The following is a 14,819-nucleotide window of genomic DNA, read 5'->3' as shown; positions in this document are numbered from 1 at the left end:
GTGACAGCCGGCGCGACGCCGGGCAGAAGACGGCAATGCCGAGCGGCGTCGTCTTCGTTCACAACAACTTCCCGGCCCAGTTCGCCGACCTGGCGCGTACGCTGGTCGCGCGCGGCGTTCCCTGCGCCGCCATCGGCCAGCAGCACGCCGCGGTGCTGCCGGGGGTCCGCACGGCCCGCTACCGCCTGACCCGCGGCACGACGGAGGGAATCTATCCGCTGGCGGTGCGCGCCGAGGCCGATCTCATCCGCGCACGCCATGCACTGGATGCGGCGCGGGCCCTGAAGGACGAGGGATGGGATCCGCAGGTCATCGTCGGCCATCCCGGTTGGGGTGAGATGAGCTTCCTGGCCGACCTCTGGCCCGCTGCGAAGCGGGTCGCCTTCGCCGAGTTCTACTACCACGGGCGCGGCTACGACGTGGGCTTCGACACCGAGTTCTTCCCTTTCGAGCCGGAAGCGGTCTTCCGGGCCCAGGCCAAGAACGCGGTGATGGCCCTCGCCTATGCCGAGGCGGACGCGATCGTCGCGCCCACCGCCTTCCAGGCCGGCGCCCTGCCCCCCGCCTTTCGCGCCATCGCGCAAGTGATCCACGAAGGCGTCGACACGGAGGCGATCCGGCCCGGGCAGGCCGAGCCGTTCGTGGTCGACGAGACCCGGACCATCCTGCCGGGGACGCCCGTGATCACGCACGTGAACAACCATATGGAGCCCCTGCGCGGCCTCCACATCCTGGCCCGCGCCCTACCCCGGTTGCTGGCCGAGATTCCGGACGCCCAGATCATCCTGATCGGCGACCCTCGGAAGCAGGCCTACGGCGGCGCGCCTCCCGGGGGCGGAACCTGGCAGGATGTATGCTTCGAAGGCGTTGCGATCGATCCCGCGCGGGTCCACTTCCTGGGGCGCGTCCCCCATGACCGCATGCTCGCGGCGCTCCGCCTGAGCACGGCGCATGTCTACTACACCTATCCGTTCGTGCTCTCGTGGTCGCTGGCGGAGGCCATGGCCAGCGGATGCTATGTGATCGGCTCGGACACGCCGCCCCTGCACGACGCGATCGAGGACGGCGTGAACGGCCGGCTCCTGCCCTTCTTCGACGTCGAGGCGCTTTCCGACGCGCTGATCGCGGCCTGCCGGGATCCTGCCTCGGTCGCACCCATGCGCGCCGCGGCCCGGGACACGGCGATCGACAAGTTCGACCGGGCGAAGGGACGTGAGGCCTGGATCTCCCTGCTGCGGGAGATGGGGCTCGACATCCCGGCCGCCTAGCCGCAGCGGACTTCCCTGATCAGCCCCGTCGCCGCGTCGAAGAAGAAGTTCAGTCGGTTCTCGTTGAAATCCATCGTGACCGGACAGGTGGTGCAGGCCACGCGCTGGAGCTCAGGCCGCACCGGGACGGGGACTTCGCTCCTCGGCCTCCCGACGAGATGTTGATGGGCCTTCGCGCCGCAGGTGTCTGGCTCCGGCGGAGGGGCGGATGCGACCGGCGGCGGCGGCGCGGATGGCGGCGCCGGGGCAGGGTCAGGCGCCGGGGTGGAACAGGCGCCCAGCACCAGGAACGCCGCCAGGATCGATCGCCTCATCCCTGTTTCTCCCAGCCGCGCGCCTGCTGTTTCCAGTACGAGACGGGATGACCGCTCGACCTGGCGGCCCGATATTGCCCGCGGGCATTCTGCAGCTGCGCCTCGTCGGCCCCGTCGAACAGGACGATGCAGCGCTGGTAGCCGTTCAGATCTCCAGGCTCTGCGCCGTCGACCAGGAACAACGCGTCCGCGCCGTTCGGGTTGTCCGCGCCCGTAGTCAGAAGCACCGGCTGACGACTGGCGCCAGGCTCATCAGCACGCGCATGCGGCAGGAAGCTGTCGTCGCGGTAGCTCCAGAGCCAACCGTCCAGGTGCTCGATCCGCTCGCTCGCCGAAGACCGCACGATGGCCTTCCAACCCCGCTGCAGCGTCTTCTCCAGCAGTTCGGGCAAGGCCTGATCCAGCCCGGTCCGCTCCAGGTGGTAGAACCAGACCTCACATGGCGTGTCAGCCATCGGTGGGCTCCAACCGCATGGAAAGGCCCTGGATCGCGTTGGCGACCGCTTCAGCGTGGGTCAGCATGGCCAGATGATGCAGCGGAAGCCGCACCACGGGCCAGCCCTTGCGGCCGGCGATCTGCGCCTCTTCGATGTAGGCGCCGCTGAGCTGGAGATAGGCGGCCGGGACGGACAAAGGCAGCTCGGGCGCCAGCTCCTCGAAGTAGCCGACGGGGATCGGCTCAAGCTCGTCTATCAAAGCCGTCCGCTGGACAAAGTCTGGGATCAGTCGTTCCAACGCGCCTGGAGGCCACCAGCGGTCCCACGATGGCAGCCGCCCCGCCTCGGCGCCGGCCCGCAGCTGGCTGGCGAGCTGCGGGGGCGCGGTATCGAACCAGGACAGACCCGGATGCGGCAGGATCGCGTCGCAGTAGATCACTCCCTGCAGCACGCCCTTGGCCAGCGCCGCGACCGACGGGATCAGCGCACCCGCCCCACTGTGGGCGACGACGATCGCCGGACCGCCCGCGGCGAGCGTCGCGCCCATGCTGTTCGCGAGCGCGGCATAGCAGTCTTCCCCCAGCGTCGAGAGGCGCGGCCAGGCCGGCGCCTCGACCGCCCGCCCCTGCGCCGCCAGCGCAGCCGCCACCGGTCGCCACGAGAGCGGTCCGAGCAACGGGCTGTGCAGGAGAACGAGGCGCGCGGTCATGGTCGCGGACGTCAGTCCTCGTACTTGTCCTGCACCATCCGGTTCAGGAGCCGCACGCCATAGCCGGTGGCGCCCTCAGGGAGGGTCGGCACGCTCGACGGCTTCTTCCAGGCGGTCGAGGCGATGTCCAGGTGCGCCCAGGGCAGGCCGTTGACGAACTTCTGTAGGAACAACGCCGCGGTGATCGAGCCGCCGGGACGCCCGCCTGTGTTCTTCACATCGGCGATCACCGAGTCGATCTGCTTGTTGTAGGCCTCGGGCATCGGCAGCCGCCACAGGGGCTCGCCCTCCTTTTCCGATGCGGCCAGCAGGTTCCCCGCCAGCTCGTCATTGTTGGAGAAACAGCCGGCGTAGTCGTTGCCGAGCGATATGATGATCGCGCCGGTCAGCGTCGCGAGGTCGACCATGATCTTCGGCTTGAAGCGGTCCTGGCAGTACCAGAGCGCATCGGCGAGCACGAGCCGGCCTTCCGCGTCGGTATTGATCACCTCGATGGTCTGGCCGGACATGGACGTCACCACGTCACCGGGGCGCTGGGCGTTCCCGTCCGGCATGTTCTCTACGAGACCCAGGATACCGATGGCGTTCACCTTGGCCTTGCGGGCGGCCAGAACGTACATCAGCCCCGCGACGGCGCCCGCGCCGCCCATGTCCCACTTCATGTCTTCCATGCCGTCGGCAGGCTTGAGCGAGATGCCTCCGGTGTCGAAGCAGACACCCTTGCCGACGAAGGCCACCGGCTGCGCCGCCTTGTCGGCCGCGCCCAGCCACTTGATCACCACAAGCTGGCTCTCGCGAATGCTGCCCTGTCCGACGCCGAGGAGAGAGCCCATGCCGAGGGCCTTCATCTCAGCCTCGCCGAGGATCTCGATCTCGAGGCCCAGCCGCTCCAGTTCCTTCACGCGACGCGCGAACTCGACGGGGTAGAGCACGTTCGCTGGCTCGGACACCAGGTCGCGGCTGAAGCTGACCGCGTCCGCCAGGGCCGCCAGCGGCGGGAAGGTTGCGAGCGCGGAGTCCGGGTCGTCGGACACGACCTCGGTCTTCACGATCGACGGCTTCTTGTCGGCCGCTTCCTTGGTCCGATACTTGTCGAAGCGATAGCTCGCCAGGCGCACGCCCAACGCCGCACGCGCCGCCATCTCGGCGCCGGCGACGCCCTCGATGCGCAGCACCTCGAGGCCCGAGGCCTTCACGGCCGCATAGGCCGACGCCGCCGCATGTTCGGCGCCCAGCGCGTCGAAGGCTTCCCGCTTCCCGGCGCCGACCAGCACCAGGCGGCCCACGTCCACGCCCTGCGGCGCCAAGATGTCCAGGGTCTGCCCCTTGGCGCCCGTGAAGCGGCTGGCCGCCACCGCCTGCGCCAGCGCGCCCTCGTGCGCCTCCCCTTCGAAGACGATGCGGGCGAGCGCGGCCTTCGCGGGAAGCGCCGCGCTGGCGGCGACGAATTGGATATCCATCGATACTCTCTCTTGAAGCTCTGGCGTAGCCGTCCGGCGTGCGGTTGCCGGGACCGGCGACGCATGGTTTAGAACAGCTCCGCGGCCGGGGCGCGTCTAAATCTCCGGGCTAGCTGCTTTTCGCAAGACTGATGCGCCTGATCGACCGCTACCTGCTGCGCCAGCTCACAGGGCCGGTGGCCCTGGCCACCCTGGCGCTGACGGCGGTCGCCCTGCTGTCCCAGAGCCTCGCGGGTCTCGACCTGATCGTGAACCAGCGCCAGAGCGCGCTCGTGTTCCTGAAGGTGACGCTGCTCTACATGCCGCAGCTCATCAACCTGATCCTCCCCGTCGCGGTGTTCGTGGCCGCCCTGGTCGCACTCAACCGCCTGCACACCGAGCAGGAGATCGTCGTCTGCTTCGCGGGCGGGATGAGCCGGTGGCGGGTGATCTCGCCGGCGATCCGGCTCGCCTGCACCGTGGCCTTCCTGGCCCTGCTCATGAACCTCTTCGTGCAGCCGGCCGCATTCCGCACGCTGCGCCAGGAGCTGTTCGAGGTCAGGACCGACCTCGCCGCCACCCTGGTCCGCGAGGGCGAGTTCACCGAGCCGGCGCCCGGGCTCACGGTCTATGCGCAGAGCGTCGACGGCCAGGGCAACCTGCAGAACCTGTTCATCCACCAGGTGAAGCCGGACGGCGCGACGACGACCTACACCGCCGAGAAGGGCCGCGTCGGAAGGGCTCAAGGCCGGCCGGTGCTGTTCATGACCAACGGTTCGAACCAGGAATTCTCCAGCCGGGGTGTGCTCAACTATCTGACCTTCGAGGAATACATCTTCGACCTCTCGCCCATGGCCAACTCGGACGAGCTGATCCACTTCAAGCCGTCGGACCGCTGGCTGCACGAGCTGTTCTTCCCCGACCTCCAGCAGGACTGGGAACGCCGGAACCGTCTCGAACTGCTGGCGGAGGGGCACGCCCGTATCGCCTCCCCGCTCTACAACATCGCCTTCATGTCGCTGGCGCTCGCCGCCATCATCGGCGGCGGTTTCTCGCGCCTGGGCTATGGGCGGCGGATCGCCATCATGGGCGCCGCCGCCGCGGGCGTCCGGCTGGTCGGCTTCCTGGTGCAGTCGGCCTGCGAGGACAGCGCCTGGCTGAACGTGCTGCAATACGCCGTGCCCCTGGGTGCGGTATGGGCCGGCATGGCGATGATCTTCCGCCAGAAGGTGGGCCGGCGCATCCCCATGAGCCGCCGCCCTTCCCGGCCGCCCGCAGGCGCGGCGGCATGATGGGCCTCGGTCGCATCGAGCGCTACGTCGCGGGCTACGTCCTGCTGGGCGTCGCCACGTCGCTCGCCATCCTGTCGTCCGTGGTGCTGCTGATTCAGTTCGTGGAGCTGACCAGCCAGGTCGGGACCCGCGCCGACGTGGGCGCCGACAGCATCTTCCAGCTCACCCTCCTGCGTCTGCCGTCACTGATGCAGATCCTCCTGCCGTTCTGCTTCCTGTTCGGCTGCATGGGCGCGTTCGTGGGCCTGAACCGTCGCAGCGAGCTCGTCGCGATGCGTGCCGCCGGCGTGTCGGCCTGGCGGTTCATCCTGCCCTCCGCCGCCGCTGCTTTCGTGTTGGGGATTCTTGCGGTCGGGGGGCTCAACCCGCTCTCCGCTGCGCTCAACGCCCGCTTCGAAGCCCAGCGCGCGCGCCTCATGGAGAACTACCTGGGGGACCAGCCCCAGGACATCTGGCTGCGGCAGGGCGACGACACGAGCCAGATCGTGATCCATGCCCGGGACCGGGACCTCCAGGGCAGCGTGCCGACCCTCAAGGGCGTGTCGCTGTTCATCTACGAGAAGAACCCCTCGGGCCGCCTGGAATTCCGGCGGCGGCTGGAAGCGGCCGAGGCGACGCTGATGCCGGGGTTCTGGCGCCTGAAGGACGTCCGGGAGGCGTCTGCCGGCGATTCGTCGATTCGCTCCGCGACGCTTTCGATCCGCTCCACGCTCGACGCCGAGGCGGCGATGGAGAGCCTCGCTTCGCCTGAAGCGATCGCCTTCTGGCGTCTTCCGCGGGCGATCCGCCTCACGGAGCAAGCGGGCTTCTCCGGGTCGGGCTACCGGCTACGGCTGCACCAGCTTCTGGCCACGCCGCTGCTGTTCGCCGCCATGTCCATCCTGGCGGCGGCCTTCTCGCTCCGTCTTGCCCGCCTGGGCGGACTGGCAGGCCTCGCGGGGGCCGGCGTGGCGCTCGGCTTCGTGATGTTCTTCCTCAACCAGTTCGCCGGCGCGCTGGCCAAGGCCGACATCATCCCGCTGTTCGCCGCTGCCTGGGCGCCTGCGGTGGTGGCCCTGCTCTTCGGGATCACCCTCCTCTGCTATACCGAAGACGGTTGAATCGCCGGCCTGCAGCGCTATGCATCGCAGGCCTGAACAAGAAATCGGCGCACTGTCGCCGCACCTGCCGCCGTTAGGGGATCGAGAAGGTTGATGAGTCCGCGTCGGCGACCGCCGCGATCCGCAGGCAAGCGCGCACTCCTGGCAGGCGCTGCTCTGGCGCTCCTTTGCGCCACACAGGCTCTCGCCCAGCCGGGCCAGCCGGCGGCGACGCCCGACGGGCTGCAGCCCGACGAAATGTACATGGAGGCCGACGAGGTCATCCGCGAGGATGACGCCGGGATCACGACCGCCCAGGGCAACATCGAGATCCGCTATGACGGCCGCACCCTGCGCGCCAACAAGCTCGTCTACAACGACCAGACGGGCGTGATCCGCGCCTATGGCGACATCACCGTCGTGAATTCCGACGGCACCTTCGAATTCGCCCAGGAGATGGTGCTCGACGACAAGATGCGCGCGGGCGTGGCTCTCGGCTTTTCGGCCCGCCTGCAGGAGAACGTGAAGATCGCCGCGGCCAGCGTCGCCCGCCGCAGCGAGACGATCGAGGAACTGAACAAGGCGATCTACACCCCCTGCGAGACCTGCGCGGCGGATGGTTCGCCCAAGACCCCGACCTGGTCCGTCGCGGCCGAGCGCGTGGTGCGCGATAAGAAGCGGCGCATCGTCTACTATCGCAACGCCCGCTTCCGACTGTTCGGCGTTTCTGTCGCCTACCTGCCGGTGTTCTGGCACGCCGACCCGGCCGCTGATCGCTCGTCCGGATTCCTCGTGCCCAAGGCTTCGGTTTCGGATCGTCGTGGCCTGTCGTACGAGCAGCCCTACTACTGGGTCGTCTCGCCTTCCACGGACCTGACGATCAGCCCGCAGATCAACACCAAGATCGCGCCGTTTCTGAACGGCCAGGTGCGCAAGCGCTTCTACTCCGGCGATGTCGACGTCCGGTTCGGGTACACCCACGCCCGCGACTTCGACGGCAAGGGAAACGAGCTGGTCGGGACCAAGACCGATCGCAGCTACATCCTGGGGCGCGGCTCGTTCCAGATCGACGAGAAGTGGCTCTGGGGTTTCACCGCCGAGCGGGCCTCGGACGACCTGATCTTCGACAAGTACGAGATCGGCAAGGTCTACATCAGCCGCGGCCCTTACGTGGCGGACGACCGGCGGCTGATCTCGCAGCTCTACACGATCCGCCAGGACGAACGGTCGTACTTCTCGGCTGCGGCCATGACGATCCAGGGCCTGCGCCCCGGGTCGATCGACCCGGTCACGGGCTTCGCATCCGGCGAGAACGATCGGGTCTTTCCGATCATCGGCCCCTTGATCGAGGGGCATTATGAACCCGCGCCCAAGATCGCCGGCGGCCGCCTGCGGGCTCATACGAGCGCTGTCGTCCTCAGCCGCGAGCAATCGCAGAGCGACCTGACCCAACGGCTGCCCGGCCTCGACAGCGCCCGCGTCACGGGCGAACTCGACTGGCGCCGGTCGTTCACCTCGGCCGGCGGTCTGCGGGTGTCTCCGTTTGTGAATGTCCGGGCGGACGCCTATGCGATCCGCGACATCCTGACGGGCGTCGGTTCGGCCACGCGCAAGGATGACATGACCCGTGGCTTGGCCACTGCCGGGGTCGACATCAGCTATCCGCTGTTCAAGCGAACCTCGGACGCCACGATCGTGCTCGAGCCCGTGGCCCAGGTTGCGGCCTCGCCCGACGCCAAGCAGATCGTCATCGGCAGGACTGCGGCCGGGGATCCGGTCTATCTCAACGAGGACAGCGTCGCGTTCGAGTTCGACGAGACCACGCTCTTCCGGCCCAACAAGTTCCCCGGCTACGACCTCTACGAGGACGGGGTGCGCCTCAACCTCGCCGGCCGCGCGACGGTCCTTTGGGATGACGGCCGGCGCGCCAACCTGCTGGTCGGCCGCAGCTTCCGCACCGAGGAAAACGCGATCTTCACCAATCGCTCCGGCTTGCGCACCAAGACCTCGGACTGGATCGTCGCCGCCGATGTCCAGCCTATCCGCGGGCTGTCGATGTTCGCCCGGGCGCGTCTCGACAACGACAATTTCGACATCCATCGCCTGGAAGCCGGCGCCAACGCCTACAACAAGTACGGCTCCGGTTTCGTCCGCTACCTGACCGACGACTTCGATATCAATGGCGTGAAGCGCGAGAACCTCGACCTTGGCGGCGAGGTCTATCTCGGCAAGAACTTCGGCGTCAGCGTGTACGGCAACCGCGACCTGCAGCAGGACTCGTGGGTGATCCGGGACGTCGGCGTCTTCTACCGGGACGATTGCCTGCGGGTGGACGTGATCTATCGCCGCGAAGACACGATCCTCGGGCGTCTGCTACCCAGCGAGTCCGTTTCGGTGCGCCTAACGCTCGCCACATTGGGCGGGTCATTCAATGACAGATAAAATGGGCCTCGTGCGGCTCCATGAAGGAAGACTCTCGTCCATGATGCGTTACCTGACGGGCCCGACCGCGCGGAGCGTCGCGCTGGCCTGCGCGCTCGCCACCGTGGGCGCCAGCCCCACCATCGCCCAACAGCCCGACGCCGCTCCCGCCGCGCCTGCGCGCCCCGAGGGACTGTCGGAGTCGGTGGCGGCTGTCGTGAACGACGACATCATCTCGACCTATGACCTCGGGCAGCGGATGCGCCTGCTGATCGCCACGTCCGGCGTCCAGCCGACGCAGGAGAACGTGCCTCAGTTCCAGCGTGAGGCGCTGATCTCCCTCGTCGACGAGCGCTTGCAGTTCCAGGAGCTTCGCCGGGTCGAGCGCGAGCAGAAGATCGACATCGTCGCCGATGACACCGAGATCGACGAAGAGATCGCGGACATGGCCAAGCAGAACAACATGAGCGCCGAGCAGTTCCTCGGCTATCTGGCCTCCCGTGGAATCGGCGCCGACACACTCCGCCAGCAGCTGCGCGCCCAGATCAGCTGGACCCGCTGGATCCGCGGCCGCTACGGCAGCCGCCTTCGGGTGGGCGACGACCAGATCGCCGCGACCCAGGCGCGCCTCGCGGCCCAGGCGGCCAAGCCACAGTACAACATCGGTGAAGTGCTGATCGACGCCACGCGCGTGGGCGGCATGCAGCAGGCCATGGCTGGCGCCCAGCAGCTCGTGGCGCAGATGCAGCAGGGTGCGCCCTTCCCGGCCGTCGCCCGGCAGTTCTCTGCCCTGCCCACGGCGGCCGCGGGCGGCGACGCCGGGTGGGTCAGCGCCAGCGAGGTCCCGGCTGAGGTCGCGCCAGTGCTCGAACAGCTTCGGCCTGGGCAACTCTCGCAGCCGATCCCCGTCAAGGACGGCGTCTACATCCTTTATCTGCGGGACAAGCGCGCTGGCGGCAACACGACCCTCGTGAACCTCAAGCAGGCCGCCGTGCCGCTGCCTCAGGGCGCCTCCGCCGCAGACGAGGCCGCCGCCCGCGCCAAGCTGCTGGCGCTCAAGCCGCAGATCAAGGACTGCGCCAGCCTGGAAGCCGCGGCCGGCGCCGTTCAGGGCGTGGTCGCCGGCGACCTCGGCGAGGCAGAGGCGGGCGACCTGGCGCCGCCCTTCCGCGAGGCGTCCGAGAACCTGAAGGTCGGCGAGATCTCCGATCCGATCCGAACCTCAGCCGGCCTGCATCTCGTCGCGGTGTGCGGCCGTCGCTCGGCGGGCGGAGCCCAGGCTGACAAGGAGCAAATCGAGGCGCGCCTCTACAGCCAGCAGCTCAGCATGATCGCTCGCCGCTACATGCGCGACCTGCGCAATTCGGCCACCATCGAGACCCGGTGACCGCCGGACCGCTCGCCCTGACCCTCGGCGATCCGGCCGGCATCGGGCCCGAGATCGTGGTCAAGGCTTGGCGGGCGCTCCGGAATCAGGGGCCGCCGTTCTTCGTCGTCGGCGATGCGCGCGCACTCGCCTCTGCCCCCGCGTCCGGCTCCACGCCGATCCGCGCGATCTCTGCGCCCGCCGAGGCCGAGATCGCGTTCCGCGATGGCCTGCCCGTGCTCGACCTGCCCCTGCGTTCGCCCGTGGTGGCCGGCCAGCCCAACCCCAGCGCCGCCCAGGCCATCATCCAGTGGATCGAGACGGCCGTTGGTCTGGCGTTGTCGCGCACGGTTTCTGGCGTGGTGACGGCGCCGATCTCCAAGGCGCCTCTGTACGAGGCCGGCTTCAAGTTTCCCGGCCACACCGAGTTCCTGGGCGAGCTCACCGCCGCCACCCGCTATGACGGCGCCCGCGGCCCTGTGATGATGCTTACGGCCGGCGGCCTGCGCGCCACGCTGGTCACCGTCCATGAGCCGCTGGCCAGGGTGGCGGACAAGCTCTCCATCGAGGCCATCGTCAACGCCGGTCTCGTGACCGCCCAGGCGCTGCGGCGGGATTTCGGCGTCGGCAGCCCGCGGGTCGCCGTGGCCGGCCTGAATCCCCACGCCGGCGAGAGCGGGACGATAGGCCGCGAGGAAATCGATATCGTCGACCCTGCGGTGCGCGCGCTGAAGGACCTCGGCGTCGACGCCCGAGGTCCCTACCCTGCAGACACCCTGTTCCACGCCGAGGCGCGCCAGACCTACGATGGTGTGGTCTGCCTCTACCACGACCAGGCGCTGATCCCCGTCAAGATGCTCGACTTCTGGGGGGGCGTGAATGTCACCCTCGGCCTGCCCATCGTGCGCACATCACCCGACCACGGCACCGCCTTCGATATCGCCGGGCGCGGGATCGCCCGGGCGGACAGCCTGATCGCCGCCATTCGGATGGCGGCCGACATCGCCCGCCGCCGCCCATGAGCCTCGACAACCTGCCGACCCTGCGCGCGGCGCTGGAGGCGCACGGCCTGTGGGCCAAGAAGGCGTTCGGCCAGCACTTCCTGCTCGACCTCAACATCACCCGTAAGATCGCCCGCCTCGCCCAGGTAGGGGAAGGCGATCATGTGATCGAAGTGGGCCCGGGCCCTGGCGGTCTCACCCGCGCCTTGCTGGAAACCGGCGCGCGCGTGACCGCCATTGAGAAGGACGAACGGTTCCGCCCCCTGCTGGAAGACGTGGCCGCCGCGGCCGGGGGGCGCCTGGCCCTGATCTTCGACGACGCGCTCAAGGTGGATGAAGCCCTCATCGCGGCCGGCGCACCGGCGCACCTTGTGTCGAACTTGCCCTACAACGTCGGCACGCCGCTGCTCATCAAGTGGCTGACGGGCCCATGGACGCCGGCATCACTCACCCTGATGTTCCAGCGTGAGGTCGTCGACCGCATCACGGAGGGGCCCGGAGAGGACGCCTATGGCCGCCTCGGCGTCGTCGTCCAGGCCACCTGCCGCGCCCAGCGGGTGCTGGACGCCCCGGCCCGGGCCTTCACGCCGCCGCCCAAGGTGGACTCGGCGGTCGTCCGCCTCGAGCCCCGCGCCGACCGGCCCAGCTCCGAGCGGCTGGACGCCCTCCAGCGCATCACCGCCGCCGCATTTGGCCAGCGGCGCAAGATGCTGCGATCAAGCCTGAAGGCGCTGGGCGGAGAAGAGCTCATCGTGGCGGCAGGGCTCGATCCGCAAGCCCGGGCCGAAGTCATTTCCATCGAAGGTTTCCTGGCGCTGGCCGACGCCTGGCTTGCGCGCCGCTGATCCAGCGGGTCCCATGAGCGGGGATTCGGAGGGGGAACCATGCTGACGCTCCTGGGCGTCGCGGCCGTCGTGGTCGGATTCGCCGTGCGGCTGAATCCACTCCTCGTGGTGGTGATCGCCGCCTTCGTCACCGGGCTGGCCGCGGGCCTGTCGCCCGTCGAGGTGCTGGAAGCCTTCGGCAGGGCGTTCAACGAGAACCGCTTCGTCAGCGCCGCCTATCTCGTCCTCCCGGTGATCGGCGTGGTCGAGCGCGCCGGGCTGCAGGAACGCGCCCGCACCCTGATCGCCCGCTTCCGCGGGGTCTCGGTCGGACCGTTCCTGATCGGCTACCTGGCCTTCCGCCAGATCACGTCGGCGCTGGGCCTGACCTCCATCGCCGGACACGCCCAGAGCATTCGCCCCATGGTGGCCCCAATGGCGGAGGGGGCCGTGGAGGCCCGAACCGGCCCTCTGGATGACGACGCCCGGCAGCAGACCCGCGCCATGGCCTCGGCCACGGACAACATCGGCCTCTTCTTCGGGGAGGACATATTCATCGCGATCGGGTCGATCCTCCTGATGGTGGGCTTCCTGGCCACCAGCGGCATCACCGTCGACCCGATCCACCTGTCGGTCTGGGCCATCCCCACCGCGATCGTCGCCTTCGTCATTCACGCCGCCCGGCTGATCCTGTTCGACCGCCGCCTGCGTCGGAGGGCCGGCCCATGATCAAGCTCGGCGCCGTCTATGTCCTGGCCGGGCTGGTCTTCGCCGCCTTCGCGGTCCTCAGCGCGCTCGACCGCAACAATGGCAAGCGGTTCGGCAACGCCCTGTTCTGGGCGCTGGTCTCGCTCAGCTTCCTGGCGGGCGACCATCTCGGCGACCTCGGCAACGGCGTCCTCGTGCTGGGCCTCGCCGCCATTGCCGGGTTCGGGATGTTGGGCCGGGGCCAGCCCGCCACCACCTCGCCCGAGGAGCGCCGCGCCCTGGCGGAGCGGTTCGGTGAGAAGCTCTTCGTCCCAGCTCTGACGCTGCCCGTCGTGGTGGCGTTCGGCGTGCTCGTCCTGAAGCCCATCGAGCTCGGCGGCCAGCCGTTGCTGGATCCGAAGCAGGCGACGCTGCTCTCCCTCGCCCTGGCCGCCATCGTCGCCGTCGCTGTCGCGCTCATCCTTCTGCGGCAGCCGCCGATGAGCCCGCTGCAGGAAGGCCGGCGGCTGATGGACACGGTCGGGTGGGCCGCGCTCCTGCCCCAGATGCTCGCCGCCCTAGGCGCGGTGTTCGCCCTGGCCGGTGTCGGGGAACTGATCGGCCAACTCGTCACGGACTGGATCCCGATGGACGCGCGCCTCACCGCCGTCGCGGTCTACTGCCTCGGCATGGCGGGCTTCACCATCATCATGGGCAACGCCTTCGCCGCCTTCCCGGTGATGACCGCGGGGATCGGCCTGCCGATCCTCATCGGACAGTTCGGGGGAGACCCGGCCGTGGTCTGCTCCATCGGGATGCTCTCGGGATTCTGCGGGACCCTGATGACCCCGCTGGCGGCCAACTTCAACCTGGTGCCCGCGGCCCTGCTGGAGCTGCCCGACCGCTACGCCGTGATCAAGGCGCAGATCCCCACCGCCCTGCCCCTACTCGTCGGCAACCTGGTGCTGATGTATGTCCTCGCCTTCTGAGCTGACGCCAGCTCTGGCCTCCAGCTTCGCCCGCATCGCCCTGAGCCATGTCGGCCGCGAGTACCCCAACAAGATGGACCACGTGCTGGACGGTCCAGCCGACGTGCGCGGGCCCAGGGACCTGCACCCGATCTACTTCGGCAGCTTCGACTGGCACTCCTGCGTCCACGGCTACTGGACACTGGCGACGCTCCTGCGCCTGTTTCCCGGCATCCCGGAAGGGCCGGCGATCCGCGCCCTGTTCGACGACAGTTTCACTGAAGCCAAGGTGGGCGCGGAACTCGACTACCTCGCCCGGCCCTCCACGCGCGGCTTCGAGCGCCCGTATGGCTGGGGCTGGCTGCTGAAGCTGCAGGCCGAACTGCTGGCCCACGACGCGCCGTGGGCGGCGACGCATCGGCCGCTCGCAGACGCCTTCGCCCAGCGCCTGCGCGACTTCCTGCCGATCGCCGCCTACCCGATCCGGACTGGCGTCCACTCTTCCACCGCCTTCGCCCTGCGCCTGGCCGCCGACTATGCCGAAGCGGCTGGCGACGCGGAGATGCACCTGCTCCTCGCCGGCCGCGCCGCCGGCTGGTACGCCGCCGACCGCGGCGCGCAGGCCTGGGAGCCGTCGCTCGACGACTTCTTATCGCCCACTCTCCTGGAAGCCGCCTGCATGGCCCGCCTCATGGCGCCCGCGGGCTTCGAGCTCTGGTTCGGGGAGTTTCTGCCCGACGTCGCGGCCGAGCAGCCCGCCAGCCTGTTCGCACCGGTCGCCCCGACGGACCGCACGGACGGCAAGATCGCCCACCTCGACGGCCTGAACCTGTCGCGTGCCTGGTGCTGGCGCGAGGTCGCCGCGGCGCTGCCTATGGATCACCCGGCCCAGTCCGTGATGAGGCGAGCGGCGCAGGACCACCTGAACGCCGCCCTGCCCCATGTGGCGGGCGACTACATGGGCGAGCACTGGCTGGCTTCGTTCGCCCTGCTCGCCCTGCTGACCGGCTGACG

The 14,819-nt window shown here is 69.1% G+C and carries 14 protein-coding genes; 10 read left to right on the top strand and 4 right to left on the bottom strand.

What is annotated here, in order from left to right; translation table 11 throughout:
- The first annotated feature begins 35 nt into the window (after nucleotides 1-35).
- Entirely contained in the window at nucleotides 36-1,268 is a 1,233-nt protein-coding gene (locus DJ019_RS01155) for a glycosyltransferase (protein WP_111274152.1), read from the top strand.
- Here DJ019_RS01155 and DJ019_RS01150 read toward each other — a convergent pair.
- From DJ019_RS01150 to DJ019_RS01135, 4 genes are read right to left on the bottom strand one after another with little or no spacing between them, the layout of a single operon-like run.
- On the bottom strand, nucleotides 1,265-1,582 hold the full coding sequence (locus DJ019_RS01150; RefSeq protein WP_165843846.1) for a peptidase inhibitor I78: 318 nt from the start codon (nucleotides 1,580-1,582) through the stop codon (nucleotides 1,265-1,267). The two genes, DJ019_RS01155 and DJ019_RS01150, sit on opposite strands and share 4 nt — an antisense overlap.
- The gene (locus DJ019_RS01145) at nucleotides 1,579-2,037 is read right to left on the bottom strand and encodes a DNA polymerase III subunit chi (RefSeq protein ID WP_111274150.1); all 459 of its coding nucleotides are present in this window, start codon (nucleotides 2,035-2,037) and stop codon (nucleotides 1,579-1,581) included. The genes DJ019_RS01150 and DJ019_RS01145 overlap by 4 nt, the downstream gene beginning before the upstream one ends.
- A complete protein-coding gene (locus DJ019_RS01140) occupies nucleotides 2,030-2,728 on the bottom strand; it encodes an alpha/beta fold hydrolase (protein ID WP_111274149.1) in 699 nt (232 codons plus the stop codon). Before DJ019_RS01140 ends, DJ019_RS01145 begins: the two co-directional genes overlap by 8 nt.
- A gap of 11 nt (nucleotides 2,729-2,739) precedes the next feature.
- On the bottom strand, nucleotides 2,740-4,188 hold the full coding sequence (locus DJ019_RS01135) for a leucyl aminopeptidase (RefSeq protein ID WP_111274148.1): 1,449 nt from the start codon (nucleotides 4,186-4,188) through the stop codon (nucleotides 2,740-2,742).
- A 131-nt stretch (nucleotides 4,189-4,319) separates the two neighbouring features.
- Between DJ019_RS01135 and lptF the strand changes: the two genes are divergently transcribed.
- The 9 genes from lptF (at nucleotide 4,320) to DJ019_RS01090 (ending at nucleotide 14,817) form a co-directional block, all read left to right on the top strand.
- On the top strand, nucleotides 4,320-5,459 hold the full coding sequence (lptF, locus tag DJ019_RS01130) for an LPS export ABC transporter permease LptF (RefSeq protein WP_111274147.1): 1,140 nt from the start codon (nucleotides 4,320-4,322) through the stop codon (nucleotides 5,457-5,459).
- Nucleotides 5,456-6,559, top strand: a complete 1,104-nt coding sequence (lptG, locus tag DJ019_RS01125; RefSeq protein WP_111274146.1) for an LPS export ABC transporter permease LptG — start codon at nucleotides 5,456-5,458, stop codon at nucleotides 6,557-6,559. The genes lptF and lptG overlap by 4 nt, the downstream gene beginning before the upstream one ends.
- A gap of 93 nt (nucleotides 6,560-6,652) precedes the next feature.
- Nucleotides 6,653-8,980, top strand: a complete 2,328-nt coding sequence (locus DJ019_RS01120) for an LPS-assembly protein LptD (RefSeq protein WP_111274145.1) — start codon at nucleotides 6,653-6,655, stop codon at nucleotides 8,978-8,980.
- 40 nt (nucleotides 8,981-9,020) lie between these two features.
- Complete coding sequence (locus tag DJ019_RS01115) at nucleotides 9,021-10,346, top strand: peptidylprolyl isomerase (RefSeq protein ID WP_240606336.1); 1,326 nt, start codon at nucleotides 9,021-9,023, stop codon at nucleotides 10,344-10,346.
- The gene (gene pdxA / locus DJ019_RS01110) at nucleotides 10,343-11,347 is read left to right on the top strand and encodes a 4-hydroxythreonine-4-phosphate dehydrogenase PdxA (RefSeq protein ID WP_111274143.1); all 1,005 of its coding nucleotides are present in this window, start codon (nucleotides 10,343-10,345) and stop codon (nucleotides 11,345-11,347) included. The genes DJ019_RS01115 and pdxA overlap by 4 nt, the downstream gene beginning before the upstream one ends.
- Entirely contained in the window at nucleotides 11,344-12,171 is an 828-nt protein-coding gene (gene rsmA, locus DJ019_RS01105) for a 16S rRNA (adenine(1518)-N(6)/adenine(1519)-N(6))-dimethyltransferase RsmA (RefSeq protein ID WP_111274142.1), read from the top strand. Before pdxA ends, rsmA begins: the two co-directional genes overlap by 4 nt.
- 39 nt (nucleotides 12,172-12,210) lie before the next feature.
- Nucleotides 12,211-12,879, top strand: coding sequence for a DUF969 domain-containing protein (locus tag DJ019_RS01100; protein ID WP_111274141.1), 669 nt, complete (start codon nucleotides 12,211-12,213; stop codon nucleotides 12,877-12,879).
- Entirely contained in the window at nucleotides 12,876-13,826 is a 951-nt protein-coding gene (locus DJ019_RS01095; RefSeq protein ID WP_111274140.1) for a DUF979 domain-containing protein, read from the top strand. The genes DJ019_RS01100 and DJ019_RS01095 overlap by 4 nt, the downstream gene beginning before the upstream one ends.
- On the top strand, nucleotides 13,810-14,817 hold the full coding sequence (locus DJ019_RS01090) for a DUF2891 domain-containing protein (protein ID WP_111274139.1): 1,008 nt from the start codon (nucleotides 13,810-13,812) through the stop codon (nucleotides 14,815-14,817). The genes DJ019_RS01095 and DJ019_RS01090 overlap by 17 nt, the downstream gene beginning before the upstream one ends.
- Nucleotides 14,818-14,819 lie beyond the last annotated feature (2 nt).

It is taken from the genome of Phenylobacterium kunshanense, assembly GCF_003254525.1.
Classification (GTDB): domain Bacteria; phylum Pseudomonadota; class Alphaproteobacteria; order Caulobacterales; family Caulobacteraceae; genus Phenylobacterium; species Phenylobacterium kunshanense.
Note: the sequence above shows the minus strand (reverse complement) of the source record. Positions and strands in the feature narration are given on the sequence as shown.